The organism is Cognatishimia sp., from assembly GCF_049116455.1.
In the GTDB taxonomy this organism is placed as follows: domain Bacteria; phylum Pseudomonadota; class Alphaproteobacteria; order Rhodobacterales; family Rhodobacteraceae; genus Cognatishimia.
The window spans coordinates 571844-596967 of record NZ_JAGDYW010000005.1 but is presented as its reverse complement, the minus strand read 5'-3'; the positions used below and the strand labels follow the sequence as shown (position 1 = coordinate 596967).

Genomic DNA, 25124 nt, shown 5'->3' with positions numbered 1-25124 from the left:
GGTTTTGAAGAACAGGTAAATCATGACCAAAGCCATTATGATCCAAGGCACCGGCTCAAACGTTGGCAAGTCCATGTTGGTGGCTGGCCTGTGCCGGGCCGCTGTTCGCCGTGGGCTTTCGGTTGCTCCGTTCAAGCCGCAGAATATGTCGAACAACGCAGCTGTGACCTCCGATGGCGGCGAGATCGGGCGGGCTCAGGCGTTGCAAGCCTTGGCCTGTAAGGTGTCGCTTACGGTGCATATGAACCCTGTGCTGTTGAAGCCTGAAACCGATGTCGGATCGCAAGTTGTGGTGCAGGGCAAACGGCTGACCACTGTAAAAGCACGCGAGTATGCGAAGCTCAAGCCACAGCTCATGCAGAGTGTACTTGAGAGTTTTAACTTGCTGAAATCGCAATACGATCTGGTGATCGTCGAGGGCGCTGGCAGCCCTGCTGAAGTCAATCTACGCGCTGGCGACATTGCCAATATGGGCTTTGCTGAGGCAAGCGATACGCCTGTGATCCTTGCAGGAGATATTGATCGGGGTGGCGTGATTGCGCAGATTGTAGGCACTCAAGCTGTTATCGATCCAGAGGATGTAGCGCGGATCAAAGGATTTTTGGTCAATAAATTCCGGGGTGATCCAAGCCTGTTTGATGATGGCTATGCCATGATTGAAAAACACACAGGCTGGCCGGGATTTGGTGTGCTTCCCTATTTTGCCGAGGCTTGGAAGTTGCCCGCCGAGGATGCATTGGACATTCGAAGCTCTGATCAAGACGGGCAATTCCACATCGTCTGTCTGGGTCTCTCGCGGATTGCGAATTTTGACGATCTTGATCCGCTGGCGCAGGAGCAAAATGTGCGTTTGACCATGCTGCGCGCTGGTCAGCCCATACCCGGAGACGCGGATCTGGTGATCATACCGGGCAGCAAATCAACCCGTGGGGACTTGGCTTTTCTAATTGAACAAGGCTGGGACATTGATTTGCAGGCCCATCTGCGTCGAGGCGGCAAAATCTTGGGTATTTGCGGGGGCTATCAGATGCTGGGACAAAGCATTTCTGATCCAGAGGGAATTGAAGGGCCAGCTGGGGGAACCGCTGGGCTTGGGATGCTGGATGTCACAACCCTGATGACGTCTGACAAACGATTGACCGAGACACAGGCCACACATGTTGCCTCCGGACAGGAGTTTTCAGGGTATGAGATCCACATCGGCCGGACAGAGGGCAAAGACTGCACACGTCCTTTTGCAACTGTTGAAGGGCGCGACGAAGGTGCGACCTCGGTGAATGGCGCTGTGATGGGCAGCTATCTGCACGGCATGTTTGCAGATGATGGGTTCCGGCGGGCCTTCTTAACCTCATTGGGTGCCCAGGCAGGTAACACAAGCTACGCGCAAACTGTCGAGACCACCTTGGACGCTTTGGCCGACCATATCGAAGCGCATTTGGATGTCGAGGGCATCTTGGCCGCAGCACGTTAGGTTACAAGCGAGTCTTGCAGCTTGTAAATCAAGGCTGCATAAGGAATAGTGCCTCAGACTTCCGGAGCCTGAGCCATGCGCGCCATCGCGTTGTTTTGCCTGATCTTTTCTGCGCTGCCGCTCAAGGCAGATGTAACGGTATTTGCCGCCGCGAGCCTGCGAGGGGCGTTGGATGAGGTGAACGCGGCTTATGAGGGCAAAGTGATTACGTCTTTTGCAAGCAGTGCAGCCTTAGCGCGCCAAATCGCACATGGGGCGCCAGCGAATGTCTTCATTTCGGCCAATCCAGATTGGGTGGCCTATCTTGAAAACGATCCCCTTGTTGATTTGCAGTTGCCTCAAAACATTCTCAGCAATCAATTGGTGCTGATCGCCGCTGCAGGTGCCAAAGACATCAACCTGAACAGCCTGCCACAGAATTTGAAGGGTCGTAGTTTGGCGATGCCTCTGGCGAATGCGGTTCCGGCGGGCATTTATGGCAAAGAGGCGCTGGTAAATCTTGATCTTTGGCAGGCAGTACAGCCGCACCTTGTGCAAACGGACAATGTGAGGGCAAGTTTGGCTTTGGCGTCATTGGGCGAGGTTGATTACGCTTTGGTCTATCAGACCGATGCCTTGGCAGATGGAAATGTGCGTGTTGTGGATCATGTGCCAGTCGAGTTGCATCAGCCTATTCGCTATGTCGCTGCGCAAATCGGTGAGGGCGTTGAAGCTTCGGAATACATGGCATTTGTTGCTTCAAGTGAAGCGCGTTCAATTTTTCTGAGACACGGGTTTCTAGCACCCAGCGAGGCTAAGTGATGTACGCGGTTTTCTTAAGCCCCGAAAGCTGGTCCGCGGTTGTATTATCCTTGCGGGTGTCTTTGGTGGCGACGATCGTCAGCCTGCCTTTGGCTATCTGGATAGCTCATTTGTTGGCGCGCAAGGAATTTTGGGGCAAGTCGCTGCTCAATGGGCTTGTACATCTGCCATTGGTCTTGCCTCCGGTCGTTACAGGCTATTTGCTTCTGATCACCTTTGGGCGACGCGCCCCGATTGGTCAGTTTCTGGAACAGACCCTTGGTATTGTCTTGGCCTTTCGTTGGACGGGCGCAGCCTTGGCTGCGGCCATAATGGCCTTTCCATTAATGGTTCGCGCGATCCGTTTGGCCATCGAGTCTGTTGATCCCAAACTTGAAGAAGCCGCTGCGACCCTTGGCGCAGGTCGCTGGTTTACTTTTACACATGTGACCCTGCCATTAATCTTGCCCGGCGTTATCGCAGGCAGCGTTTTGGGCTTTGCCAAAGCGATGGGAGAGTTTGGCGCGACCATTACATTTGTAAGCAATATTCCCGGCCAAACTCAAACCGTACCTTCTGCAATCTATGCGGCGTTGCAGGTGCCTGGCCAAGAGGGGGATGCTTTCAAACTGGTCAGCCTGTCCGTGATTTTGGCCATGGGGGCACTTTTGGTGTCTGAAGCTTTGACCCGCAGACATAGACGCAGGGTGATGCCCTCATGACGCTTTCGGTATCCATCAGCAGCAATCTTGATCAATTTGCGCTGGAAGTTGATTTTAAGCTGACCTCAGGCGTGACCGCTATTTTTGGTGCTTCTGGGGCCGGTAAGACCACAGTCATCAACACGATTGCAGGTCTGCATCGCCCGGATCGTGGGCATATCTCATTTCAGGACGAGATCTTGTTTTCATCTGAGGCCAAAGTGAATGTGCCAACAGTACAGCGACGCTTTGGATATGTGTTTCAGGACCATCGCTTGTTCCCGCACATGACGGTTGAGGCCAACCTTACATTTGCACAACGTGCGCGTCGCCGTCGCCGCGACCCTGCGCAATTTGCGCGTATCGTTGAAATGTTGGGGCTAGGTAATTTTCTGAAACGCTATCCAGTCGATCTGAGTGGAGGAGAGAAGCAAAGGGTCGCGATTGGGCGCGCACTTTTGTCAGATCCGCATGTGTTGCTGCTAGATGAACCACTTGCCTCACTTGATCAGGGGCGCCGCGAGGAAATTCTGCCCTATCTTGAACGACTCAGAGATCACGCTGAAACACCGATGATTTATGTGAGCCATTCTGTTAGCGAAGTTGCACGGCTTGCCAATCAGGTGGTGTTGATCAACCAAGGGCAACAGATGACTGTTGGGCCGGTTGGCGAAGTGTTCTTGGACCCTGAGACCACATCCATCATGCGAGAAACAGATATTGGTGCCGTGCTTTTTGCGAAAGTCAAAGCCCATCACGACGATGGTGTGACGGAATTTGATGCGGCGGGCGGGCAGTTGTTTCTGTCCAAAACCGTTGGCCAAATCGGAGATATTCAGCGCGTGCGCATACGCGCGCAGGACGTGATGCTTTCTCTGACACGCCCTCAGCAGATTTCTGCTTTGAATATTTTGGCCGCAGAAGTGTTAACGATCTCGCAGGGCGCAAATGTGCTTGTTGGGTTGAAATGTGGATCAGATCGACTGCTAGCGCGGATCACGGAACGGTCGTTGAAGGCCTTGAATTTGACCGTTGGACAAAATGTCTTTGCGATCCTAAAAACCGTATCAATCGCGCGTACTGATGTCGGCGCGCCGTGAACGGCTTTGAAAACCTATATATTTTCTGCATACAATAGTATACTGATTGATGTGAGATCAGTGCAAACCATGTGAGAACTTCCAGATGGAACTTTGGATAGCCTTGGCGATGGGCGCGGCGATGTTTCAGGCCGTGCGCTTTATGCTGCAAAAACATCTCAGTGAAATCAAACTGAGTGCGGCCGGGGCAACCTTTGCGCGATTTGTATATTCAGCGCCGCTCGCGGTTCTGATTGGGTTGATCTATTTGCAATTTGACGTAACGCCGGTCGGCGAATTGTCTGGTGCGTTTTGGCTTTATGGCGCGATTGGTGGTTTTGCTCAGATCGCGGGGACCGTTTTAACCGTCATGTTGTTTGGACGACGCAATTTTGCGGTCGGTCTGACCTTTAAAAAGACTGAGGCCATGATGGCCGCAGTCATTGGGTTCTTGTTTCTTGGTGATGTGATTTCAGCCTTTGGCTTTGTTGCCCTTTGTTTGGGCTTGGCTGGTGTTTTGGTTCTGTCAGGCCCGATCAAAGGCGAGGGCCCGATGTGGCGCCGGATCCTATCGCCGTCTACGGTTTTGGGCATATCTGCGGGACTGGCTTTTGGTATCTCGGGCGTGGCCTATCGGGCAGCCAGTCTTACGATATCCAGCCCAGACCCGTTTGAACGCGCAATTGTCACTTTAGCCGCCGTCACAACGCTGCAAATGGTAGGCATGGCAATCTGGCTTTGGTTGCGGGATCGTCCTGAACTGGGCCGCGTATTTAGCACTTGGCGAACTGCAAGTTTTGTTGGTGTCACCAGCCTTGCAGGATCATTTTGTTGGTTTGCAGCCTTTACCTTGCAGAATGCAGCCTACGTGAAAGCGGTCGGTCAGATCGAGTTGATCTTTGGCATTGCGGCGTCGACTTTGGTGTTTTCCGAAAAGATCACAAAGCGCGAAATCTTGGGTATGGTTTTGATTGTGGCAAGCGTTTTGTGTCTGGTGTTGCTGTCGCACTAAAGATCAGCCGCCTAGATCCTCTTTGGTTGGCGCGCGGCCATAAAGGCGGGTAAAAAGACCGGCCTCTTCAGTGTTTTTGAAAAACGGCACAGACGCTGGTGGGCCGACATGATCCAGCTGACCTTCTAGTTCCGCCAAAACCACTTCGGTGATAAACGGCAGATCAAAGCTGCGCGCTTGGGAGAGAGGCACCCATTGCAGATGGGATAGCTCGTCACTAGCGCGGGAGAAATCATCAAGGTCACCCGTTAGATCAGTGGCATCAACTATGAAGAACCGCGCATCAAACCGACGAGGGCGGCCCGGAGGGGTGATGGCGCGGAACATGAAATGCAAATTTTTGGCATGGGGGAGGTGCCCCGTTTGCGCGTAGTCCGCCCAATCAGGGCCGGGTTGCGCAGGCCACTCTGCCTTTGTACCGAGAACAAGACCTGTCTCTTCCCAAAGCTCACGAATGGCTGCCGCAAAAAGAGCAGAGCCAATCGTGGAAGCCGTTTCCAGGCGCAGGTCCTCCAACAGGCGGTTTTGGTTGACGTCATCGGGCGCATTGGCCAGCGGAACATGATGATCCTCGGGATCAACGGCACCGCCAGGAAACACAAATTTATTGGGCATAAAGGCCGCTTTTGAGCCGCGTTGCCCCATCAGCACCTTGGGATCATGCGCGCGATCTCTGATCACAATGACGGTCGCTGCGTCTCGGATTGCCGATTTGTCGATGCTCATGCAGACACGCCTTTCTGTTCATTCAAAGGCGTTCCTAGGGATCACCGATCAGTCTTTTGCCCAATGGTAGGCTAAGATCACACCTTTTAATCTAGGCAAAAGGTAAAGCCCCAGCGCCGCACATCCAACTGCAAATCCAGTCAAAAGGATCAAAGGGTCGGGACGTAACTTTGCTAAAATCACATGGGACAAAGGAACCATGATGAGCGCGACCAGAATGATCGTTAGAAAGATTGGTACGTCGTTCCCTTCCGTTTGGCGCAGATCTTCGCGACAGACCGTGCAATGCGGTCTGACGTCTAGATAAGAACGCATCATCGGTCCGCGCCCACAGCACGGGCAACGGCGGCGCCAGCCCCGGAGCAAAATCCGCCCAAGTGGGCGTTCGACAGTTATACCAACTAAACTATTCACAGTTCCCTCGCTTCTCATTGGTCATCTGCGTGTGATCAGGGGCGACTTAAAGGGGAATGCCCAAGCCCGCGTCCCCGTGTCGCAATCCGCCCAATTGGCCGCGCAAAAAACAGTCGCAGGTGACTAGATTTTGGAAATTTTCAAAAAAGTTTCGATTTCTGCGACGGAAACCGCAGGCGCGCGCGTTTGACTTTATGAAAACGGGCAGCAAGCCGGTTTCAAAAAATTGAAAAAAGGAACCTGACTATGAAACGTGCAGTATTGATCTCTGGTGTGACCGCAATGGCCCTGGCTCTGACCGCGGGTGTGGCATCTGCGAAGGGTGGTCATGGCAAACATGGCCCTCGCGTGAGCTTTGAACAGCTTGACGTAAATGGCGATGGCCAGATCACCAAAGATGAAATCGCAGCAGCAGCCACAGCGCGCTTTAACGAAGCGGATACAAATGGCGACGGCAACCTATCAGCAGAAGAGCTGGCCGCTGCTTCCGAACGCGCCAAAGAAGAGCGGATCGCCAAAATGATCGAAAAGCGTGACGAAAACGGTGATGGCGTCTTGAGCCAAGCCGAGATGCAGCCAAAAGAAGACCGCACCGATAAGATGTTTGAGCGCATGGATGAAAACGGCGACGGTGTGATCAGCGCTGAAGAATTCGAAGCGGCGAAATCAAAGCGTAAAGGCAAACGCGGCGATAAAGGCAAAAAAGACGAAAGCAACGACGGCTAACTGATAAATCCTGCGGTGCCCGGGGTATTCCCGGGCGCGTGCAATAAGATTGATGCGGGATGATGAACCCGCTACTCCAACAGGGATGGATATGCCGCGAGATAGCTTTCAAGACGTAAGCGACGAGGCGCTTTTGGTATTATATGCCAATGGCGAACCTCAAGCCGCGCGCGTTTTGACATTGCGTTTGACACCGAAGGTGATGGGGCATGCTTATCGGATGCTCGGTGATCGTGCAGAGGCCGAAGATGTGGCGCAAGAAGCGTTGATCCGGCTGTGGAAACTCGCCCCTGAATGGCGCCAAGGTGAGGCTAAAGTCACAACGTGGTTGTACCGGGTGGTTGCAAATCTTTGCACAGATCGCCTGCGCAAAACGCGCGGTGTGGATTTGGATGCAATCCCTGAGCCTGAGGACGGGGCCGCTAGTGCTGCAGAACAGTTGCAGCATAAATCACGGCTGGATGCGCTTCAGGCGGGGTTGAACACATTGCCAGATCGGCAAAAACAGGCGGTGATTCTGCGCCATATCGAAGGGTTGAGTAACCCGGCAATTGCAGAGATCATGGAGATCGGCGTTGAAGCCGTCGAGAGCCTAACCGCAAGAGGAAAACGCGCCCTAGCCAATGCATTGGCTGGTCGCAAAGAGGAACTGGGGTATTCTGATGGCTGATAAAATGGCGCAAGACCCGAATATGGATGATCTGATGGACACGCTTTTTGCTGAAGCAAAGGGTGATGCTGCCGGGGTGCCCTCTGACGACTTCATGGCCCGTGTATTGGCCGATGCGGAAGCTCTGCAACCGGCTGCAGTGGATCTGACTGAACCTGTTAAACCGCGCGGTTTGCTGCAGGTGTTGTTTGAGACAATCGGGGGCTGGCAAGGAACTGGTGGATTGGTTGCCGCAACAATGGCAAGCGTGTGGATCGGATTTTCAGGTGCTGACGTTCTAAGTGTGGAGGGTCTGCAGGCGGTAGTGTCAGGAGATACGGATTTCTACCTCTCTGATCTGGGTGGTGATTTTAGCTTTGATTTTGGGGAAGGATGAGGACATGACTGACGAAACACCGACACCCAAAGCGGCGCCTAAGGCCCCTATGCGCCGCAGCCTTCGTGTGCTTTTATTTGCCTCACTGGCTGCGAACCTGATCGTGGTTGGTCTGGTGGCGGGCGCGGTTTTTGGCAACGAAAAGCAAAATGCCAAACCACCGCGTGATGCTGACTTTATGGGGGCCTATACGCGGGCCTTGCCAAAAGAAGATCGTCGCGCGATTGGCCGATTGATCCGCGATCATCACCGCCAGTCAGGAATTTCTCGTAGTGCCGCGCGTCAGGAATTCCAGGCTATGCTCGCGCTTATTCGCGCAACGCCGTTTGATGCAGATGCAATGGAGCAGCGCATGTCAATTCAGGCACAGGCCGCCTTTACACGCCGCGAAGCTGCGCAGCAGTTTTGGCTGGATAGGGTGGCTGGCATGACGGATGCAGAGCGACTGGACTATGCGGATCAAATTGAGGCACAATTGAAACGCGTGCCACGTGACGGTGGAGGCCGCAAAAAGCCTTAAACTTAACTCAGAGGTCTGGATTAACGCCTTAGGCAGGAATTTTAGCAAACCTTACCTGATCCCGACCTCGAAGCTTTGCATCATAAAGTGCTTTGTCGGCCTGTTCGATCAAAGCCTCGACAGATTTGGCTTTAAACCCGCTGCCGGCCATCACAACGCCCAGGCTTATTGTGATTTGTACCGAGGTGTTCTGACCCGGTATGCGAAACGGCGTGTCGCGGATACGCGCACAAAGGCGCGCTGCGGCTTCATCCGCGCGCAGCGCCGGAGTGTGAGGCAAGGCGATTAGGAATTCTTCACCGCCGATGCGAGCCACAAGATCCAAGGCACGCAGGCTGTCGCGCAATCGACAGGCGGTTTCGGTCAACACAGCGTCTCCCGCTGCGTGCCCGTAGCGATCATTCACCAGTTTGAAATGATCTAAATCAGCCAAAATGATTGCGAATTGCTGCCGCTTTGATTTGGATTGCAGGCATATCCGATTGATTTGGGGTAAGGCGTATCGGCGGTTAAAAAGACCTGTTAGAGGATCGGTGACAGCGGCTTCCAGCCCGATATTTACATGATCCCGCAGACGATCAGAAAGGCGTTTCTGAGACACCAGCCGGGAAACGCGCAGGGCCATTTCATGAGGATCAAATCCGAATGCCATGACGTCGTGCGCCCCAAGGTCCATTGCGTCGACAATCGTGCGGCGGTGATCATCTTCGACCACCACCAGAATGCCAGCATTTCGTGTTGACGCCCTGGCACGGATTTCTGCAACCAAACGCAACGCTTGATCAGGCTGCGCGCTGTCCACGGCGATGACAAAGACATCGGGTGCCGGTGCACCTGAGATATCTTTCAGAGTTTCCGTATGCACCTTTGGCACAAGCTTAAACGGCACCATCCCCTTCAAGACCGCGGACCAGCGCACCGAGCTGGCGCTATCTGGTGTTGCCAAGTGAATACGGGCCTGTTTTTTAAATCCCGCTTGATTTTCAGCAAAGCCAAAAGCGCGCGTGGTTTTCTGGCGCTGATGATGTTCTTCGGCGCTTTCATGGGTGCGTAAAAGGCTGCGTAACCGGGCCAAGAGAACCACATGATCAATCGGACGCACAAGAATATCGCTGACCCCCGCAGCGAGGGCACGTAGGCGCGTGTCTCGGTCCTGATGATTGCAGAGCATTAAGATTGGTAAATGCGAGGTTCTGGGGTTGGTCCGAATGTCCTTGCAGAATTGGATTGAATCCCGATCTTCAAGATGACCATTTACCAAAACCAAATCGGTGGGCGTGTCGTGCAACCGTTTTAACGCCTCATCTGTATTAGCCGCTTGCTGGACATCATAGTAGACATCACTCAGCTTGGCCTTCAGAACGATACGGTTGGTTGCGATATTGTCCACGATAAGAAGTTTGCCAGGCATCATTGGGGTCCTTGCCAATTGATGCACTCCATTTGTAAGGACATTGGTTAAGAAACCATTTCGAAGGTTAATAAAATTGTCTTATTCGGTAGAAGCTGCAGAAACTCTTGCTCTTCAGGCGCTTAGCTGGCTGGCGGGCCATGATGAATTGATGCCGGTCTTTCTAGGAGCCACAGGCGCATCCATTGAAGATTTGAAATCGGGTGCAAACGACCCCGCTTTCTTGGGTTCTGTACTGGATTTTATCACCATGGATGATCAATGGGTCGTTGAATTCTGTGACCTGCACAAGCTTGATTACTCGGCCCCCATGATGGCCCGCCAAACCCTTCCGGGCGGCGGTCAGGTCCATTGGACATAGTTCGGCAGTCATACGATAATGAATTGCGAGGCCTTTTATGAATATCCAAGCCCTGTTGTTTGATAAAGATGGCACCCTGTTTGATTTTGAAAAAACGTGGAATGCTTGGTCATTGGGGATCATTCGCCACTATGCAAATGGCAGCGCAGCACTGGCAGATCGCATCGCAACTGCCATTGGGTTTGACCTTGAAAATCAGTGTTTTCAGCCAACGAGCCCAGTGATTGCTGGCACCAATCGACAGGCAGCTGAGCTCTTGGCTTCGGCTTTACCAGACCCAGATGTGGCCCAAATTGAACAGTATCTGGCGGAAAGCGCAGTGAATGCGCCTTTGGCACCGGTTGTTGCCTTGGACCCGTTGTTGCGTGGGTTTCGACAGCTTGGGCTAAAACTCGGCGTTGTGACAAATGACACAGAACGTGGCGCGCGCGCGCATTTAGAGGTGGCCAAGGTTCTTCACATGTTTGATTTCATCGCAGGCCACGACAGTGGAATTGGTTCAAAACCTGACCCAGATCCGCTGCTGGCCTTTGCGCAACAACAAGATCTATCACCGACGCGGGTCGCCATGGTAGGTGACAGCACACATGATCTGATCGCTGGCAGACGTGCAGGCATGGTGACAATAGGCGTGCTTACCGGCATGGCGACTGAAGCCGACTTGGCACCTTATGCCGATGTGATCTTGCCAGATATCGGTTATCTTCCAAAGTGGTTGGAAACAGCCTAAATCCTTGCAAAGTAAAAGTAATCGTCGCTAGGATATGGTGCAATCGAATGAGGGCAGCATGACCGAACTTGAGCAGGACAAAAATCTAAACCAACAGCACCTCTGGATGAGTATCCTGGGAGCGTTGGCAGGTCTTTCGATGTGGGTACTGTTTGAGTACCTGCCCGATGCAATCGAAAACGATCGACTTTTGTTATGGAGCGCAAGTGCAACGGTCGGTTTTTTTGTTCTGTCGTTTGCCTTGCTGGGAAGCTTGAGATGGCAGCGCGCGCTGATCGCAGCGGCATTGGCTGCTGCTGCAGATGCTTCCCTTTTATTCTGGGCCAGTGAACGGTTTTCCAATCTCGATCAAATGATCGACCACAGCTACGTAATCCTTGCCTGGGGTGTGATTTTGTTCATCGGAGCCCCGTTTATCGTCGCTGCGCTATTGCGGCGCATACGCGACTACACTTTGCTCTTTGATACCTCTTGGAATATCGTCGTGCGTTATATCGCGGCATGGATCTTTGTCGGGATCTTCTGGGGGCTGCTGATGCTGTCCAATGAGCTGCTAGGTATCGTGGGTATAAGCGTTATCGAAGACCTCTTGGATTTTGATCCAGTGCCCTATGTGCTTTCTGGCACAGCGCTTGGAATTGCGCTGTCGGTGGCTCAGGATCTAAAGGCCTATGTTTCACCCTATCTGCCATTGCGTTTGTTTCGACTGTTGTTGCCGATGGTGCTGGTGGTCGTGGCGATCTTTATTGCAGCGCTGCCGCTGCGTGGCCTGTCTGGTCTGTTTGGGAGTTTTTCAGCCGCCGCCACCTTAATGAGCGTGGCAATTTCTGCGATATTCTTGGTCAGCTCCGCCTTGGATCGTGTTGATGAAGATGGGGTCCAATCCAAATTCATGCGCTTAGTCACACGTGGCATGGCGTTGCTGCTGCCAGTTCTCGCAGGGTTGGCGATCTGGGCGATTTGGCTGCGTGTTTCTGAGTATGGATGGACGCCGGAGCGGATTGCGGCGAGTTTGGCGGCTTTGATGGTATTCGCCTATGCGGTTTTGTACGGGCTAGCCGTTTTACAAAAACGAGCCTGGCGCGTGATGATCAGGCAGGCCAATATCGCGATGGCGGTTATGGTTTTGTTCCTCGCAGCCCTTTGGATGACGCCATTGATGAATGCGCAGAAGATCTCGGTTGAGGCGCAGCTTGCTCGCTATACTTCGGGGATATCCAACGTCGAAAACATCCCGGCCTGGGCTCTGACTCATGAATGGGGAATTGCCGGAAAGGAAGCGATCCAGAGACTTCAAGAATTGGATGAAAACAGGCACGCGGATTTGCATGCGCGATTGGATCGCGCCAAAGAGTTAAGTCGGTGGGAATTTAACAAAAATGACGATTCTCTGACGGTTAAAGAGTTGGCTGGGACAGTGCAGGAGCATCTCCAGGTCTGGCCTGAGGGATACTCTGTGCCAGACGGGTTCTTTAGCGACTTGGGGCGGTATCGGTTGGAACGCTGGACTGAGGCCTGCGCGCGAGATATCGAACGCCCTTGCGTGATGATTGTTGGGCCGTTTGGATTTCAAGGCGTTGAAAATGTGATCTTTATCTCGCCTCAAATTCAGGACGGGGCGACCATATTTAGCATGGATATCGTCGAGGGGGCTCTGCAAAATATAACCACATTGCAGGTCTCAATAGCTGAAAACGCGCTGAGTGATAATGCCTATCGCCAAATTCTGTCTGGGGGTTACCGCATTGGGCCAGCACAACGTCAATCGCTATGGATTGGCGAGCAAGAAATAGATAGTGAAAATTGAAGATATTGGAATTATCTTAAGACCCTCATGAGACAGTGACTTCCACCTAGAAGTGAGGTCACAATGCACGGGCTGATCAATAAAGCGTTTCAATGTTTTGTCGTGGACATACGCGGTCAAGACAGATGGAATTCTGTTGCACAAAACGTAGGACTAGAAAGCCCGAATTTTGAGGTCATGTGGCACTATGATGACCAGATCACCGAGGATGTGGTTGCCGGAATTGCAAGAGTGCTGCAATTGCCAGAACAGGTCGTTCTAGAAGATGTCGGGACCTACCTGGTAAGCCATCCGAATGCTGAAGCTTTGCGACGGCTGCTTAGGTTTAGCGGTGGATCGTTCCTTGAATTTTTGCACTCACTAGACGATCTGCAAGCGCGCGCGCATTTGGCCTTGCAGGATTTGGATATGCCACATCTTGAGCTTCTTGAATTCAGTGAGCGTGATTATGTCCTGCGCTGCCATCATCCCTATTTGGGCTTCAGTTATATTGTCATGGGGGTTCTGCGCACCATGGCAGATGATTATGGTGCGTTGGTTTTGCTTGAACATCAAGAAGATGAAAGCGGCATTGGATTAATCAGAATCCAGCTGGTCCAAGAGAGCTATAGTGTCGGCAAAAGATTTGCACTTGGGGCGAAGTCCGCATGAACATTCAGGTGCCGAAAATCGAAATGTCAGACGCTTTAGATGTGCTTTGCCCGATGCATGTGCAGCTTGATGCAGAGGGGCGCATTTCACATGTCGGCCCGACGTTGCAAAAGCTGCAGCGCGGAGAGAAGTTTGAAAATAGGCCCTTTTTTGAGGTCTTTAAACTGTTGCGGCCGATTGGTTTGAAAACCATTGAACATTTGATCACAGCACATGGTGAACGCATCCATCTGCGCATAAAGCGGGATCCAGATACAGTTTTGCAAGGCGTTGTTATCCATGACCCAACTGGTTCCGGCACATTGATTAATCTGAGTTTTGGGATCAGCGTATTGGATGCGGTACGGCGCTATGACCTGACGAATACCGATTTTTCGGCGACAGATCTCACGATTGAGTTGCTGTTCTTGGTCGAAGCAAAATCTGCAGCAATGGAGGCGTCGCGCAGTCTGAACGAACGTTTGGAGCGAGCTCGTAATGAAGCCCAAACTTTAGCGTCGACGGATTCCCTTACTGGATTAAAAAATCGACGCGCGGTTGAAAAAATCATGTCCCGAAAGCTTTTGGATTGCGCGCCTTTTAGTTTGATGCAGTTGGATCTCGACTATTTCAAAGTGGTCAATGACACTTATGGCCATGCTGCTGGGGATCGGGTTTTGCAGCGGGTCGCACAAATACTGACTGCCGCGGTGCGTGAGCAGGATCACGTGGCGCGGATTGGAGGGGATGAGTTTGTCATCATTTTGCACGGGGATGTCAGCAAAACCCGGATTGCAGAGATTTCTGAAAATTTGATCGAGCAACTCAACAAACCAATTCCATATGAAGGAAATCACTGCAAAATCTCAGCAAGCATTGGGGTATCTCAAGTTGAAGAATCCGTACCAAGATCGATGGATCAAGTGATGCAGGAGGCAGACCGAGCGCTTTACTTAAGTAAAGACAATGGGCGTAGCCAATTTGTTATTTTTGACGATCCTGGGGGAGAAAGCAGTGGCAGCCCGTAGGGGAATCGAACCCCTCTTTCCAGGTTGAAAACCTGGCGTCCTAACCGATAGACGAACGGGCCACTTAACACTTTATTTTGGAAGTCCTTCATAAGAAAGGATATTCCAACTTCGATGGCAGCCCGTAGGGGAATCGAACCCCTCTTTCCAGGTTGAAAACCTGGCGTCCTAACCGATAGACGAACGGGCCAAATCGAAGCGTGAGGCGGTATTTATGCAAAGCGCCTCAGCGGCGCAAGTGGAAATTCACGGCAACTCGAACTTTTTTTGAACCTCTGCGTCAGAGGCCTTCAGCTGCTGGGAGTAACCTGTTTCTAAGCGACTGAGGCGTCTTCCAACCGCAGTTGAACGGACTGTCGCCCACCCCAAGTATTGATGTCCAATCGACCGGCCAAATGGAACCGCTTGCCGCCGTGATTCTCCAAAGCCGTACCGATCGGGGTATCATATGCGCCAAAACAAATCGCTTCTAAGCGCGCAGACAGGCCGTCGCTAAAAGTGACTTTGAGGTGGCTGTCGCCAATGCGTTTGGCAAAGCGAATTTCCACATCTGGAAACGCAAATCTTGGGGCAGGAGCGCCTGCACCAAACGGGCCTGCGGTTTCCAGTTGGTTGACCAAATCAAGCGATGCGGCGCCAGGCATTAACATACCATCCAGTTTCAGATCAGCTGGACCAATAGTACCTGCGCCTTGCTTATCAAGCAGCTCTGCAAGCCGTGCCATGGCTGATTCAAGCTGGTCACGCATCACAGTGAGGCCAGCAGCCATTTTGTGGCCACCGCCTTTTACCAAAAGGCCTTCTGCGGCAAGTTTTTGGATCGAGGCCCCAAGATCAATGCCCGCCACAGAGCGACCAGAACCTTTGCCTTCGTCCCCATCAAAGCCAATCACAACTGCTGGCCGGTTGGTGGATTCCTTCAAGCGACTGGCTACGATGCCCACAACACCTGGGTGCCAGCCATCCGCAGCAGCCCAGACGAGCGGCGCATCCAATCCACGGTCTTCAGCCTGTTCCATCGCTGCAGCGCGCACACCAGATTCTATGTCGCGTCGTTCGGTGTTCAATTGATCCAATCGTTCAGCTAATGCCGACGCTTCGTGCGGATCAGCGGTAGCCAATAGGCGCGCACCAAGGTCCGCTTGCCCAATCCTCCCGCCAGCATTGACGCGCGGGCCAAGCAAAAATCCAAGGTGATAGCTGGAGGGTGCAGTATCCATGCGGGACACATCCGCTAGGGCGACAAGCCCGGCGCGTTCGCGGCGCGCCATCACCTTGAGCCCTTGGCGCACCAAGGCGCGATTTACCCCGACCAAGGGCGCGACATCAGCCACGGTCGCAAGGGCCACCAGATCAAGCATTGCCATCAAATCGGGACCCTGTGCGTCCTCAGCACGCATTTGGCGGTTGGCTTCAACAAGCATTAAGAAAACCACCGCTGCCGCGCATAGATGGGCGAGGGCGCCGTCTTCATCTTGGCGGTTTGGGTTCACGACAGCGTGGCAATCAGGCAGGGTTTCACCGCCCAAGTGGTGATCAAGGACAATCACCTCTGCGCCGACGGCCGCAGCAATCGGGCCATGCGAAAGCGTGCCGCAGTCCACACAAATGATCAGATCATGAGAGCCCGCGAGTTCTGCCATGGCCGCTTCATTTGGCCCGTAACCTTCATCGATCCGGTCAGGTACATAGAGCGTGGCCTGCCGGTTCATGGCGCGCAGCCAAACCAGCAACAGGGCTGCCGAGCTGCCACCATCCACGTCATAGTCGGCAAAAATAGCGATCTTTTCTTGCCGCTTCACAGCCTGTAGAAATCGCGCTGCGGCGTATTCCATATCTTTGAGGCTGCGCGGGTCTGGCAATAGATCACGCAGCGCCGGGGCTAGAAAGTTTTCGGCTTCATGCGCAGGAATGCCCCGCCGTGCCAAAATCTGACACAGGGCGCGGGGCAGGGTCGTGTTTTGCTCTAATGCTTCCGCACTTCGGTCAATTTCAATTGAAGGGCCTACCCAGCGGCGGCCCGTCAAAGAGCTGGAAACATTTAGAAAATCACTCATTCCGCTGGTTTGACTGAATCCACGGGTGTCCGGTACGTCATGCGACGGACGGACCCAGATTTTGAACGCATCAAGAGTGTTGTGGTTTCAAGCCAGCCGGGTTCGCGTTTGATACGTGGCAACAAAGAGCCGCCTGTGACGCCGGTGGCTGCGAAAATAACATCCGCAGTGACCATGTCATCGCGTGAATAGATGCGGTCCAAATCTTCTATGCCCGCTTTGCGCGCGCGCGCCTTTTCGTCTTCGTTGCGGAACAGCAAGCGACCGGAAATTTGCCCGCCCATGCATTTCAACGCGGCTGCGGCCAAAACGCCTTCGGGTGCACCCCCAGAGCCCATATACATATCTATTCCTGTGGTCGCGCTATCGGCGCAGTGCATCACACCCGCGACATCACCGTCTGTGATCAAGCGGATAGATGCACCCGTACTACGCACTTCTTCGATCATGTCTTCATGGCGCGGGCGCTCAAGAATACAGACGGTTATGTCCTTTGGCATGCAGCCTTTTGCAGTGGCCAAAGCAGACACGCGGGTTGCTGGTGGCATGTCGAGGGTCACAATGTCGGTCGGGTAGCCAGGGCCGATGGCCAGTTTGTCCATATAGACATCAGGTGCGTGCAGCATGGAGCCACGCGGGCCCATCGCGATCACGGTCAAGGCATTTGGCATGTCTTTGGCTGTCAACGTAGTGCCTTCCAGCGGATCCAAGGCGATATCAACCCCCGGACCGTTGCCTGTGCCAACTTCTTCGCCAATGAACAGCATCGGCGCTTCGTCGCGTTCGCCCTCACCGATGACTACGACACCTGCAATATCCAATAAGTTCAACTGTTCGCGCATCGCATTGACGGCAGCTTGGTCAGCGGCTTTTTCGTCACCTCGTCCAACGAGGTTGGCGGATGCCAGCGCGGCTTGCTCAGCCACACGGGCCAATCCAAGCGATAGCAAACGGTCATGGAATTCAGGCTGAGTGCTCATGGGGCGCCTCCTTACAATGCTTTTATGAAATAGGTTTAGCGAGCCAAACGGCTTGGAACAAGCAGATCAGCTCGCTGGTTTGAAAATCAAACGGTTTCGATGCGCAATGCAACGGGGTCACCGGCGAGTACGCCAGTGCCTTTGATGTCAGCCAATGCTTCAAGCAATGCCGCGCGTTGGGTCTTGTGGGTTACGATCAAAACCGGGGCTTCAGACCCGTCATGATGACCCTGACGCATACGGTCAATGCTGACGCCTGCGCCTCCAAGAGCTGACGCTACTTTTGCCATGGCACCTGGGCGGTCCAAGAGCTGCAGGCGCACGTAATATGGCGCAGGAGAGTTGGATGTCGCAGGTTGAGCTTCCACCAAGTCGCCAGCAGGAAGGCCGAATGTCGAAATACGCAAACCACGGGCAACGTCACAGACATCCCCCATGACAGCGCTCGCTGTTGGGCCTTCGCCGGCACCGGGACCGCGTAGAACAACCTGCTCAACTGCGTCACCTTCCAGCACCACCATGTTTGTGCCGCCGGTCAGTTGACCCAACGGGCTATCGGCGGGAACCAAACACGGCGACATGCGTTGCTCAAGGCCACGTCCTGTCAGCTGGGCAACACCCAGTAGTTTGATCCGATAACCCAGTTCCTGCGCTTGATTGATGTCTTCGATTGAAATGCGCTGGATGCCTTCCAACTCGACGCCATCAAAGGCAACCTTTGTGCCAAAAGCGATGGATGACAGCAGCGCCAGTTTATGGCCGGCATCAATGCCGCCAACATCAAGCGTTGGATCTGCTTCAAGGTAGCCAAGCGCATCTGCCTCGGCAAAAACTTCATCATATGGCAGGCCTGCGTCCTGCATCCGGGTCAAGATGTAGTTACAGGTGCCGTTCATCACGCCCATAACACGGGTGATCTGGTTGCCCGCAAGGCCCTCTGTGAGGGATTTTATGACAGGAATGCCACCTGCCACAGCCGCTTCAAAGCGGATCACACAGCCATTCGCTTCTGCTTTTTCTGCTAGGTCTTGGCCGTGAATTGCCAAGAGCGCTTTGTTGGCCGTAATCACATCTTTGCCTGCCGCGATTGCAGCTTCGGTGGCATCTTTGGCAGAGCCTTCGTGACCGCCCATGAGCTCGACAAAGACGTCAACGTCATCGCGTTGCGCCAATGCGACGGGATCATCTTCCCAGGCATAATCGGCCAAAGACACGCCGCGATCTTTATCGCGAGAGCGTGCGGAGACTGCGGTAATCACCACGGGGCGCCCGGTGCGCGCGGCCAAAAGGTTGGCTTTCTGGCGGACGATTTTGACAACGCCAATACCGACGGTGCCCAGTCCGGCAATTCCCAAACGCAGAGGGGTCGTCATCACAATCTCCTTTGATTTCGACTGCTGGCAAGGCATGTAGCGGTTTCGCCATCAGCCTGCAATCGAAGTTGAAACATTTGTGGAATGGGTATGAAGGTCGAAAAACGACGTTTCTTCTTGCCTTTTTAAGGAACAGTTGTTCAATAAATGCTTCAGTTGCAGGTTTTGTTGGATCATTTATGGCGCGTACGTCTGGCTCTCATTCAGAAATCACCGGCCCTCGCATATTGGATGCGGCTCTGCGTATGTTTGCGCAACATGGGTATGCCGCTGTTTCTATGCGTAAAATTGCAGGTGAAGTAGGTCTGCAAGTTGGGGCGCTGTATAATTACACGCCAGACAAACAGAGCCTTTTGTTTGGTCTGATGCGCGATCACATGGAAAACCTAGTAATTGCGTGGAAAGCTCAAGAGCCCGCAGAACAACCTCTTGAGCGGCTTCAGCAATTTGCGCGCTTTCACATTGAATATCACCACATCCGTCGTGATGCGGTTTTTATCGCCTATATGGAGCTTCGTAATCTAAGCCCGGAAAACTTCGCTGTGATCGAAGATCACCGCCGCGCCTATGAAGATGAGCTGCGCAAAATTTTGGAAGAGGGCCACAAACAGGGTGTGTTTGATGTCCCTGATCCCAAAATTGCGTCAATGGCGTTGATCGCGACACTGACAGGTGTGAACACCTGGTTCCGAGAGACAGGAAGGCTGTCTCTCGAAGAGGTATTGGATATCTACAGCGATATGGTGCGCAAAGCCGTTTTGGCTTGAACGGATTTGCCGCTGTGATCAGTGGGCCGGTTGGATAAAAGTACCATTCCTGAGTTCTGCAAAAGCCTTACGCAGCTCTTCTTGCGTGTTCATGACAATCGGGCCATGCCAAGCCACCGGCTCTTGGATTGGAGCACCAGAGACCAACAAAAATCGCAGCCCTTCTGGGCCAGCTTGCACGGTGACCTCATCGCCAGTTCCGAACCGAATGAGCGTGCGATTGCCGCTAAGGTCTCGGATGTTAACCTCCTGTCCAGCAACTTCTTTTTCCAGAAGTATGCCGGTAGGCGCGCTCGCATCTGCAAAGGCGCCAGCCCCATCAAAGACATATGCAAACGCCCGTCTATAAGTGTCGACGGGGAACGTCTTTTTCACGCCGGGGGGGACATAGATGTCTAGATATTGTGGATCCGCAGCAATGCCATCGACCGGGCCGGATTTCCCCCAAAAGTTGCCAATGATCACCTTCACTCTGGTGCCATCATCGTCGATGATTTCGGGAATGTCTGCGCCCTTGACGTCTTGATACCGCGGTTCTGTCATTTTCAGCGAAGAGGGTAAATTTGCCCACAGCTGAAAGCCGTGCATTTGTCCGTTGGTATTTCCTTGAGGCATTTCTTGATGCAAAATCCCTGACCCGGCGGTCATCCACTGAATGTCGCCTGATTGCAGGTTGCCTGTGTTGCCAAGGCTGTCGCTGTGCTCCACGGATCCTTCCAAGACATATGTAATGGTTTCAATCCCGCGATGAGGGTGCCAAGGAAAGCCTTGCTTAAAATCCTCTGGTCGATCGTTGCGAAAATCGTCAAACAGCAAAAAGGGATCCAGCTCGCTTGGATCTTGAAAGCCAAATGCGCGATGCAAGTGAACGCCAGCGCCTTCGATGGCTGGCTGCGCAAGGCGGGTTTCTAGGGTTGGCCTAAGAGACATTGTGTTCTCCTTTCCCGAATGAAAGTAGGGTCGTCATTGTGTTGCGCCAAGGCAAAGCGTTGTGCAGACGTGAACGACCTTTGTGCGAGGAGTGTGAAAAATCAACCTATGGGGGATTGTAAGTGATAGATCGAAAACGGGTCACTGCTGAATTGTCAGAGCAGAATTCTGCGTTTCAGAGCCACTTGGGGTATCGCCTGACACATTGGGATGTTGGGTATGCGCGGATAGAACAGTCGATTGAGCCGTTTCTCATGAATAGAATTGGGATTCCTCATGGCGGAAATTATGGGGTCATTTTGGACACGGCGATGGGTTTTTCTGGGGTTTACACAGGGAACGCTGAGCAACGTGCCTATGCGGTCACGCTTTCACTGAATGTGCAATTCATCGCGCCAGCACGCGGTAAGATGCTTTTCGCCGAGGCTGAAACACTGGGCGGCGGAAAGCGTGTTTTTTTTGCTGAAGGGCGCATCACAGATGAGGATGGGCGTCTGGTTGCCCATGGGTCAGGCAGTTTTCAACGACGAGAAAGCGCTTAAGAGCGTAGTTTTTCGTGGTTGGGAGTTGCAAATTGCCAACATACTGTTCTACCTTTTTCCAAAATTCCGCGTATTGCTTGATGATATATTACATTTTCTGGATTTCTCTAATTTGCAGCTGTAAGTGGAATTAAGTTGGCTCGCGCTAAAAGCGGGATGAATTTGCCTACATATATGCTGTTTTAGAGAACTGTTTTTACTTTATTTTGTTAAAATACAAATTTTTATAGGCTGTTATGGAAGTGAATATTGTGTGTGCCATTCTCTGAAACATCCAATTCAGTTTGAGCAGATCACTTTTTGAGTGAGGTGATTTGCTCAAGAAGTCGAAATCAAGCCTGACAGCCTGTGGACAAATATTGGAATGTTTATCTACAGCCGATACAAGGCAAATAGCTTTGCCTTTGTTGTTCGATAAAATGCGTAGTTCATGTGTATGAGGCAGGTATTCCCAAGAATGTTCACAGGGTTATCAACAGGCCTTATCGCCTCAATCAGACAAAGCGCGGGAAATTCCATCAAAAACTGCAGTAATTGTTGCCGCTTCCATCAGATAACTTAGGTTGAAACGCACGAAGCCAGGCTTGTCGCGGTCGTCTCCATTCAAAAGGTCGGTGCGTAATTTAGCGGAGGTAGCATCGCTGATGTTCAAAAGCTGATGCACGTATGGACCCGCACAACTGCATCCACCACGGGCTTGGATGCCTTCTTTGCTGGAAAGGTCAGTTGTAAATTCTTTGTAGTTGCGCGCTGTCCCGTTGCGGTCCAACGGGACAAAGGAAAAGATCGGCAAGCGATTGGTGCGGTCTTTTGCAAGCAACGTGGCGCCCGGTTGATTTTGGAAATAGGATACTCCAGCCGCGCACAATCTTTGGTTGATCTTGTCAATCCGATCTTGACCAATTGCCTCTTTCACCAAAATGGCAAGTGCTGCGCGGATATCACCGATTACATTGGGTGTGCCGCCTTCTTCACGCTGTGATAGGGAGGCGACATAGTCATGAGTACGTTCATTCACAAAAACCACTGTGCCGCCACCGGGACGGCTGGGGCTGTCTACTCTCACAGCATCCTTGCGCATGATCAGAACACCTGAGGCTGCCGGGCCGCCAATAAACTTATGCGGACTAAAAACCAATGCATCGATAGCAGCATTGCCGGCTGTCATGGATATTTCCAAATAGGGTGCGCCGCCCGCATAATCCCAAAGTATCCGCCCGCCGTGGGCTTTAATCAATTGGGTTACGCCCTGTGGATCGGTGCAAACACCGGTCACATTTGACGCCGCAGAAAACGCGCCAATGACGTGCCCTTGTGGAGCAAACTCCTCCAACTTTGTGCCCAGATCACCCAGATCAATGCCGCCGTCTGAGGATTCACGCACTTCAATCAGGGTCGCGCCGCTTTCGCGCCATGGCAACAAGTTGGAGTGGTGTTCGTAAGGTCCCACAAAGACATAAACCTGTTCATTTTTTCGTAGAGATTCATGCACGCCAAACAGATGTATGGCTTGATTGATCCCTGTGGTCGCGCCCGAGCCACCAAAGATTACCGCGTGTTCCTCCACATTGGCATCGCAATGCCGCGCAACAATCGCGCGCGCCTCTTCTCGCATCCGTGTCATGCGCGCACCGCAAAGGCTCTGTTCGGTGTGTGAGTTGGCGTAATAGGGCAGGACTTCTTGCAGTACGAACTCTTCGACCTGCCGCAGGGCGCGTCCCGAAGCCACGTAATCAGCATAGATCAGCTTTTTCGGCCCGTTTTCCGTTTCCAGCATCACATCAGCCCCGATCAGCCCCTCTCTGAAGGCTGCAATTGGATCGTTGAGGTCGCTCAGTTGAGTTTCAAACTGGGTCAGGGCGGTGGTTGGGCGCAGCATTGGATGTCCTTTACATTTACCCGATTATGAACCGAATTTTTTAGATAAAATTAATCAATTATCACATTGATGTTCTCTACTGTGTGTCATATGATAGAAAAAATGATAAAAACAGACGACATTGATTGCCGAATTCTGGATGTAATCCAGCGCGATGCTGATTTGTCTCAGCGCGATATTGCTGATCGTGTGGGGCTTTCTCAGAATGCGCTTTGGCGTCGATTGAAACGTTTGGATGAATTGGGTTTCATGCAGGGCTCGCGTGCGCGTTTAAACGCGGCGCAGCTGGGTCTGGATTTGACGGTCTTCGTCATGATCCGGACCCGCAACCACTCTGTCGGTTGGGCGGAAGACTTTCGAAAACATGCAGCGCGTATCCCTGAGGTAGCTGAAATGCACCGGATCGGAGGCGAGTGGGATTACATGCTGAAAGTCATCACACGCGGCATGGCGGGCTATGATGCGGTCTATCGTAAAATTACGACGGGATTTGATCTGGATGTGGTGACCGGGCTTTTTAGTATGGAAACCATGCTTGAAGATCGCCCTTTGGATGTCTTTGGCGGTTAACGCGAAACCGATTGAGTATCTTTAGAAATTGGTGGCGTCCTGGCGGGGGTGGGATGTCGTCCGCGCTGAAAGGGTTTGTCACAAAAGTTTCACGCGTTTCTTGTCGAATTTTCGTTGACGGCGTCAATTCATATCAATAATTCCAGATATATGGATAAAATTGCAGCGATCTCGGCCTTTGCGGCCCTCAGTCAGCCCTCACGTCTGGATGCGTTCCGCTTGCTGGTGCAGGCTGGAGAAGAAGGCATGTTGGCAGGCGAAATCTCTGACACTTTGAACGCGCGGCAGAACACCATGTCTACGAACCTTTCGGTTCTATTGAACGCGGGACTTTTGCGTAACGAACGTGAAGGCCGCATGATCCGCTATTTTGCCAATATGGATGGTTTGCAGGGGCTTTTGGGCTTTCTGCTGCAAGACTGTTGTGGCGGTCGGCCTGATCTGTGTCGCCCATTGATCGAAGACATTACCTGTCAGTCAGAAACCTGCGGAAGGCGCACATGACCACACAACATCAAGCTGAAGTTTCTGCGGCCGACAGCGGATTAGGAACTTTTGAGCGGCTTTTGTCCGTTTGGGTCGCTTTAGCAATCGCTGCGGGCCTTATTCTGGGCAGCCTTATCCCAGGTGTTTTTCAGACCCTGGCATCGCTCGAGCTCGCCTCGGTAAACCTGCCGGTGGCAGTTCTGATCTGGGCGATGGTATACCCAATGATGGTAGGCGTTGATTTTTCAGCGCTAAAACAGATCGGGGATCGTCCGAAAGGCATCGTGATCACATTGGTGGTCAATTGGCTGATCAAACCCTTCACCATGGCGGCTTTGGGTGTCTTTTTCTTTGAGTATGCCTTCGCGGGATTGATCCTTGAAGATGATGCGCAGGCTTATATCGCTGGGGTGATCCTGTTAGGTGCTGCGCCTTGCACAGCGATGGTCTTCGTTTGGTCCAATCTGACCCGAGGTGATGAAACCTACACATTGGTGCAGGTTTCCGTGAACGATGTTGTGATGGTCTTTGCCTTCGCGCCGATCGTCGCATTTTTGCTGGGTGTCAGCGATATAACCGTGCCTTGGGATACGTTGATACTTTCGGTTGTCCTATATGTGGCGCTGCCGCTGATCGCAGGCATGGTCACGCGGCGCATTCTGATAAATAGAAGCGGCGAGGGCGCGGTAGAGCGCTTTCAGGCGAAGGTTAAGCCTGCATCCATTATTGGTCTGTTGATGACCGTGGTTTTGCTCTTTGGTTTTCAGGGCCAAGTCATTTTGGACCGTCCATTAGTGATCCTACTGATCGCAATCCCTCTGCTTATCCAAAGCTATGGCATCTTCTTTGTTGCCTACGGGGCTGCTCGGCTTTGGAAAGTACCGTTTAATGTGGCCGCACCCTGCGCTCTGATCGGTACATCGAACTTCTTTGAACTTGCTGTTGCTGTCGCCATCAGCCTCTTCGGACTTGGATCCGGGGCTGCGCTTGCCACCGTCGTCGGTGTGTTGGTCGAAGTGCCAGTGATGCTGTCTCTTGTTGCATTTGCCAACCGCACACGCGGCTGGTTTCTGTCTTAAACTTCCGGCTTAAGGAAAT

27 protein-coding genes and 2 tRNA genes are annotated in these 25124 nt (G+C 52.7%); 19 read left to right on the top strand and 10 right to left on the bottom strand.

Annotation, left to right across the window (positions count from 1 at the left end; all coding sequences use genetic code 11):
• The first annotated feature begins 22 nt into the window (after nucleotides 1-22).
• From JXQ85_RS14860 to JXQ85_RS14840, 5 genes are all read left to right on the top strand, one after another.
• Complete coding sequence (locus JXQ85_RS14860) at nucleotides 23-1471, top strand: cobyric acid synthase (RefSeq protein WP_421749731.1); 1449 nt, start codon at nucleotides 23-25, stop codon at nucleotides 1469-1471.
• Between the two features lie 75 nt (nucleotides 1472-1546).
• On the top strand, nucleotides 1547-2272 hold the full coding sequence (modA, locus tag JXQ85_RS14855; RefSeq protein ID WP_421749730.1) for a molybdate ABC transporter substrate-binding protein: 726 nt from the start codon (nucleotides 1547-1549) through the stop codon (nucleotides 2270-2272).
• Nucleotides 2272-2973, top strand: coding sequence for a molybdate ABC transporter permease subunit (gene modB, locus JXQ85_RS14850; protein WP_421749729.1), 702 nt, complete (start codon nucleotides 2272-2274; stop codon nucleotides 2971-2973). Before modA ends, modB begins: the two co-directional genes overlap by 1 nt.
• The gene (modC, locus tag JXQ85_RS14845; RefSeq protein WP_421749728.1) at nucleotides 2970-4052 is read left to right on the top strand and encodes a molybdenum ABC transporter ATP-binding protein; all 1083 of its coding nucleotides are present in this window, start codon (nucleotides 2970-2972) and stop codon (nucleotides 4050-4052) included. Before modB ends, modC begins: the two co-directional genes overlap by 4 nt.
• Before the next feature lie 85 nt (nucleotides 4053-4137).
• Nucleotides 4138-5043, top strand: a complete 906-nt coding sequence (locus tag JXQ85_RS14840) for an EamA family transporter (protein ID WP_421749727.1) — start codon at nucleotides 4138-4140, stop codon at nucleotides 5041-5043.
• Nucleotides 5044-5046: 3 nt separating this feature from the next.
• Here JXQ85_RS14840 and JXQ85_RS14835 read toward each other — a convergent pair whose 3' ends face one another.
• Together JXQ85_RS14835 and JXQ85_RS14830 are read right to left on the bottom strand one after the other, a co-directional pair.
• On the bottom strand, nucleotides 5047-5769 hold the full coding sequence (locus JXQ85_RS14835) for an NUDIX hydrolase (protein ID WP_421749726.1): 723 nt from the start codon (nucleotides 5767-5769) through the stop codon (nucleotides 5047-5049).
• A gap of 48 nt (nucleotides 5770-5817) precedes the next feature.
• Nucleotides 5818-6087 (bottom strand): DUF983 domain-containing protein, encoded by a 270-nt coding sequence (locus JXQ85_RS14830; protein WP_421749725.1) that lies wholly within the window; start codon nucleotides 6085-6087, stop codon nucleotides 5818-5820.
• Nucleotides 6088-6429: 342 nt separating this feature from the next.
• Between JXQ85_RS14830 and JXQ85_RS14825 the strand changes: the two genes are divergently transcribed.
• The 4 genes from JXQ85_RS14825 to JXQ85_RS14810 all read left to right on the top strand — a co-directional run bounded on the left by JXQ85_RS14825 (nucleotide 6430) and on the right by JXQ85_RS14810 (nucleotide 8475).
• Complete coding sequence (locus tag JXQ85_RS14825) at nucleotides 6430-6909, top strand: EF-hand domain-containing protein (RefSeq protein ID WP_421749724.1); 480 nt, start codon at nucleotides 6430-6432, stop codon at nucleotides 6907-6909.
• Between the two features lie 85 nt (nucleotides 6910-6994).
• Complete coding sequence (locus JXQ85_RS14820; RefSeq protein WP_421749843.1) at nucleotides 6995-7579, top strand: RNA polymerase sigma factor; 585 nt, start codon at nucleotides 6995-6997, stop codon at nucleotides 7577-7579.
• On the top strand, nucleotides 7572-7955 hold the full coding sequence (locus JXQ85_RS14815) for a hypothetical protein (RefSeq protein WP_421749723.1): 384 nt from the start codon (nucleotides 7572-7574) through the stop codon (nucleotides 7953-7955). The genes JXQ85_RS14820 and JXQ85_RS14815 overlap by 8 nt, the downstream gene beginning before the upstream one ends.
• 4 nt (nucleotides 7956-7959) lie before the next feature.
• The gene (locus JXQ85_RS14810; RefSeq protein WP_421749722.1) at nucleotides 7960-8475 is read left to right on the top strand and encodes a periplasmic heavy metal sensor; all 516 of its coding nucleotides are present in this window, start codon (nucleotides 7960-7962) and stop codon (nucleotides 8473-8475) included.
• Nucleotides 8476-8503: 28 nt separating this feature from the next.
• Here the strand turns inward: JXQ85_RS14810 and JXQ85_RS14805 are convergent, their stop codons facing one another.
• Nucleotides 8504-9886: a diguanylate cyclase gene (locus JXQ85_RS14805; protein WP_421749721.1), complete on the bottom strand. Its 1383-nt coding sequence runs from the start codon at nucleotides 9884-9886 to the stop codon at nucleotides 8504-8506.
• A gap of 76 nt (nucleotides 9887-9962) precedes the next feature.
• Between JXQ85_RS14805 and JXQ85_RS14800 the strand changes: the two genes are divergently transcribed.
• The 5 genes from JXQ85_RS14800 (at nucleotide 9963) to JXQ85_RS14780 (ending at nucleotide 14442) form a co-directional block, all read left to right on the top strand.
• Nucleotides 9963-10247: a DUF3572 domain-containing protein gene (locus tag JXQ85_RS14800; RefSeq protein ID WP_421749720.1), complete on the top strand. Its 285-nt coding sequence runs from the start codon at nucleotides 9963-9965 to the stop codon at nucleotides 10245-10247.
• A 37-nt stretch (nucleotides 10248-10284) separates the two neighbouring features.
• Nucleotides 10285-10977 carry an HAD family hydrolase gene (locus JXQ85_RS14795; protein ID WP_421749719.1) on the top strand — a complete coding sequence of 231 codons (693 nt, stop codon included), beginning with the start codon at nucleotides 10285-10287 and terminating at the stop codon, nucleotides 10975-10977.
• Nucleotides 10978-11035: 58 nt separating this feature from the next.
• A complete protein-coding gene (locus JXQ85_RS14790; RefSeq protein WP_421749718.1) occupies nucleotides 11036-12784 on the top strand; it encodes a DUF4153 domain-containing protein in 1749 nt (582 codons plus the stop codon).
• Between the two features lie 63 nt (nucleotides 12785-12847).
• Nucleotides 12848-13435 (top strand): heme NO-binding domain-containing protein, encoded by a 588-nt coding sequence (locus JXQ85_RS14785; protein ID WP_421749717.1) that lies wholly within the window; start codon nucleotides 12848-12850, stop codon nucleotides 13433-13435.
• On the top strand, nucleotides 13432-14442 hold the full coding sequence (locus tag JXQ85_RS14780; protein ID WP_421749716.1) for a GGDEF domain-containing protein: 1011 nt from the start codon (nucleotides 13432-13434) through the stop codon (nucleotides 14440-14442). Before JXQ85_RS14785 ends, JXQ85_RS14780 begins: the two co-directional genes overlap by 4 nt.
• Here JXQ85_RS14780 and JXQ85_RS14775 read toward each other — a convergent pair.
• The 5 genes from JXQ85_RS14775 to JXQ85_RS14755 form a co-directional block, all read right to left on the bottom strand.
• A tRNA-Glu gene (locus JXQ85_RS14775) sits at nucleotides 14430-14504 on the bottom strand. The genes JXQ85_RS14780 and JXQ85_RS14775 overlap by 13 nt on opposite strands.
• Nucleotides 14505-14557: 53 nt before the next feature.
• Nucleotides 14558-14632, bottom strand: a tRNA-Glu gene (locus JXQ85_RS14770).
• Between the two features lie 124 nt (nucleotides 14633-14756).
• Nucleotides 14757-16499, bottom strand: a complete 1743-nt coding sequence (gene recJ / locus JXQ85_RS14765; protein WP_421749715.1) for a single-stranded-DNA-specific exonuclease RecJ — start codon at nucleotides 16497-16499, stop codon at nucleotides 14757-14759.
• On the bottom strand, nucleotides 16496-17479 hold the full coding sequence (gene glpX / locus JXQ85_RS14760) for a class II fructose-bisphosphatase (protein ID WP_421749714.1): 984 nt from the start codon (nucleotides 17477-17479) through the stop codon (nucleotides 16496-16498). Before glpX ends, recJ begins: the two co-directional genes overlap by 4 nt.
• An 86-nt stretch (nucleotides 17480-17565) precedes the next feature.
• Nucleotides 17566-18852 carry a homoserine dehydrogenase gene (locus JXQ85_RS14755; protein WP_421749713.1) on the bottom strand — a complete coding sequence of 429 codons (1287 nt, stop codon included), beginning with the start codon at nucleotides 18850-18852 and terminating at the stop codon, nucleotides 17566-17568.
• A gap of 179 nt (nucleotides 18853-19031) precedes the next feature.
• Here JXQ85_RS14755 and JXQ85_RS14750 point away from each other — a divergent pair, with 179 nt between their 5' ends.
• Entirely contained in the window at nucleotides 19032-19619 is a 588-nt protein-coding gene (locus tag JXQ85_RS14750) for a TetR/AcrR family transcriptional regulator (protein WP_421749712.1), read from the top strand.
• 18 nt (nucleotides 19620-19637) lie between these two features.
• On the opposite strand, the gene JXQ85_RS14745 is transcribed toward JXQ85_RS14750, so the two are convergent.
• A complete protein-coding gene (locus tag JXQ85_RS14745) occupies nucleotides 19638-20549 on the bottom strand; it encodes a pirin family protein (RefSeq protein WP_421749711.1) in 912 nt (303 codons plus the stop codon).
• A gap of 122 nt (nucleotides 20550-20671) precedes the next feature.
• On the opposite strand from JXQ85_RS14745, the gene JXQ85_RS14740 reads away from it, so the two are divergent.
• A complete protein-coding gene (locus JXQ85_RS14740) occupies nucleotides 20672-21091 on the top strand; it encodes a PaaI family thioesterase (protein WP_421749710.1) in 420 nt (139 codons plus the stop codon).
• Between the two features lie 490 nt (nucleotides 21092-21581).
• Here JXQ85_RS14740 and JXQ85_RS14735 read toward each other — a convergent pair whose 3' ends face one another.
• Nucleotides 21582-22970, bottom strand: a complete 1389-nt coding sequence (locus tag JXQ85_RS14735) for an aminotransferase class V-fold PLP-dependent enzyme (RefSeq protein WP_421749709.1) — start codon at nucleotides 22968-22970, stop codon at nucleotides 21582-21584.
• A 102-nt stretch (nucleotides 22971-23072) separates the two neighbouring features.
• Here JXQ85_RS14735 and JXQ85_RS14730 point away from each other — a divergent pair, with 102 nt between their 5' ends.
• From JXQ85_RS14730 to arsB, 3 genes are all read left to right on the top strand, one after another.
• Nucleotides 23073-23540, top strand: coding sequence for an Lrp/AsnC family transcriptional regulator (locus JXQ85_RS14730; RefSeq protein WP_421749708.1), 468 nt, complete (start codon nucleotides 23073-23075; stop codon nucleotides 23538-23540).
• A gap of 150 nt (nucleotides 23541-23690) precedes the next feature.
• The gene (locus JXQ85_RS14725; RefSeq protein ID WP_421749707.1) at nucleotides 23691-24044 is read left to right on the top strand and encodes an ArsR/SmtB family transcription factor; all 354 of its coding nucleotides are present in this window, start codon (nucleotides 23691-23693) and stop codon (nucleotides 24042-24044) included.
• Nucleotides 24041-25105: an ACR3 family arsenite efflux transporter gene (gene arsB, locus JXQ85_RS14720; RefSeq protein WP_421749706.1), complete on the top strand. Its 1065-nt coding sequence runs from the start codon at nucleotides 24041-24043 to the stop codon at nucleotides 25103-25105. Before JXQ85_RS14725 ends, arsB begins: the two co-directional genes overlap by 4 nt.
• The last annotated feature ends 19 nt before the right edge of the window (nucleotides 25106-25124 follow it).

What these genes read in the sequence shown, in the direction of transcription:
- JXQ85_RS14725 (WP_421749707.1), top strand. Translation starts at nt 23,691, where the DNA reads ATGGATAAAATTGCAGCGATCTCGGCCTTTGCGGCCCTCAGTCAGCCC.
- recJ (WP_421749715.1), bottom strand. Translation starts at nt 16,499, where the DNA reads ATGAGTGATTTTCTAAATGTTTCCAGCTCTTTGACGGGCCGCCGCTGG.
- JXQ85_RS14790 (WP_421749718.1), top strand. Translation starts at nt 11,036, where the DNA reads ATGACCGAACTTGAGCAGGACAAAAATCTAAACCAACAGCACCTCTGG.
- modB (WP_421749729.1), top strand. Translation starts at nt 2,272, where the DNA reads ATGTACGCGGTTTTCTTAAGCCCCGAAAGCTGGTCCGCGGTTGTATTA.
- JXQ85_RS14820 (WP_421749843.1), top strand. Translation starts at nt 6,995, where the DNA reads ATGGATATGCCGCGAGATAGCTTTCAAGACGTAAGCGACGAGGCGCTT.
- JXQ85_RS14780 (WP_421749716.1), top strand. Translation starts at nt 13,432, where the DNA reads ATGAACATTCAGGTGCCGAAAATCGAAATGTCAGACGCTTTAGATGTG.
- JXQ85_RS14730 (WP_421749708.1), top strand. Translation starts at nt 23,073, where the DNA reads ATGATAAAAACAGACGACATTGATTGCCGAATTCTGGATGTAATCCAG.
- JXQ85_RS14835 (WP_421749726.1), bottom strand. Translation starts at nt 5,769, where the DNA reads ATGAGCATCGACAAATCGGCAATCCGAGACGCAGCGACCGTCATTGTG.
- JXQ85_RS14830 (WP_421749725.1), bottom strand. Translation starts at nt 6,087, where the DNA reads ATGATGCGTTCTTATCTAGACGTCAGACCGCATTGCACGGTCTGTCGC.
- JXQ85_RS14810 (WP_421749722.1), top strand. Translation starts at nt 7,960, where the DNA reads ATGACTGACGAAACACCGACACCCAAAGCGGCGCCTAAGGCCCCTATG.
- JXQ85_RS14840 (WP_421749727.1), top strand. Translation starts at nt 4,138, where the DNA reads ATGGAACTTTGGATAGCCTTGGCGATGGGCGCGGCGATGTTTCAGGCC.
- JXQ85_RS14755 (WP_421749713.1), bottom strand. Translation starts at nt 18,852, where the DNA reads ATGACGACCCCTCTGCGTTTGGGAATTGCCGGACTGGGCACCGTCGGT.
- JXQ85_RS14750 (WP_421749712.1), top strand. Translation starts at nt 19,032, where the DNA reads ATGGCGCGTACGTCTGGCTCTCATTCAGAAATCACCGGCCCTCGCATA.
- glpX (WP_421749714.1), bottom strand. Translation starts at nt 17,479, where the DNA reads ATGAGCACTCAGCCTGAATTCCATGACCGTTTGCTATCGCTTGGATTG.
- JXQ85_RS14805 (WP_421749721.1), bottom strand. Translation starts at nt 9,886, where the DNA reads ATGCCTGGCAAACTTCTTATCGTGGACAATATCGCAACCAACCGTATC.
- JXQ85_RS14745 (WP_421749711.1), bottom strand. Translation starts at nt 20,549, where the DNA reads ATGTCTCTTAGGCCAACCCTAGAAACCCGCCTTGCGCAGCCAGCCATC.
- JXQ85_RS14815 (WP_421749723.1), top strand. Translation starts at nt 7,572, where the DNA reads ATGGCTGATAAAATGGCGCAAGACCCGAATATGGATGATCTGATGGAC.
- JXQ85_RS14860 (WP_421749731.1), top strand. Translation starts at nt 23, where the DNA reads ATGACCAAAGCCATTATGATCCAAGGCACCGGCTCAAACGTTGGCAAG.
- modA (WP_421749730.1), top strand. Translation starts at nt 1,547, where the DNA reads ATGCGCGCCATCGCGTTGTTTTGCCTGATCTTTTCTGCGCTGCCGCTC.
- JXQ85_RS14735 (WP_421749709.1), bottom strand. Translation starts at nt 22,970, where the DNA reads ATGCTGCGCCCAACCACCGCCCTGACCCAGTTTGAAACTCAACTGAGC.
- modC (WP_421749728.1), top strand. Translation starts at nt 2,970, where the DNA reads ATGACGCTTTCGGTATCCATCAGCAGCAATCTTGATCAATTTGCGCTG.
- arsB (WP_421749706.1), top strand. Translation starts at nt 24,041, where the DNA reads ATGACCACACAACATCAAGCTGAAGTTTCTGCGGCCGACAGCGGATTA.
- JXQ85_RS14825 (WP_421749724.1), top strand. Translation starts at nt 6,430, where the DNA reads ATGAAACGTGCAGTATTGATCTCTGGTGTGACCGCAATGGCCCTGGCT.
- JXQ85_RS14785 (WP_421749717.1), top strand. Translation starts at nt 12,848, where the DNA reads ATGCACGGGCTGATCAATAAAGCGTTTCAATGTTTTGTCGTGGACATA.
- JXQ85_RS14795 (WP_421749719.1), top strand. Translation starts at nt 10,285, where the DNA reads ATGAATATCCAAGCCCTGTTGTTTGATAAAGATGGCACCCTGTTTGAT.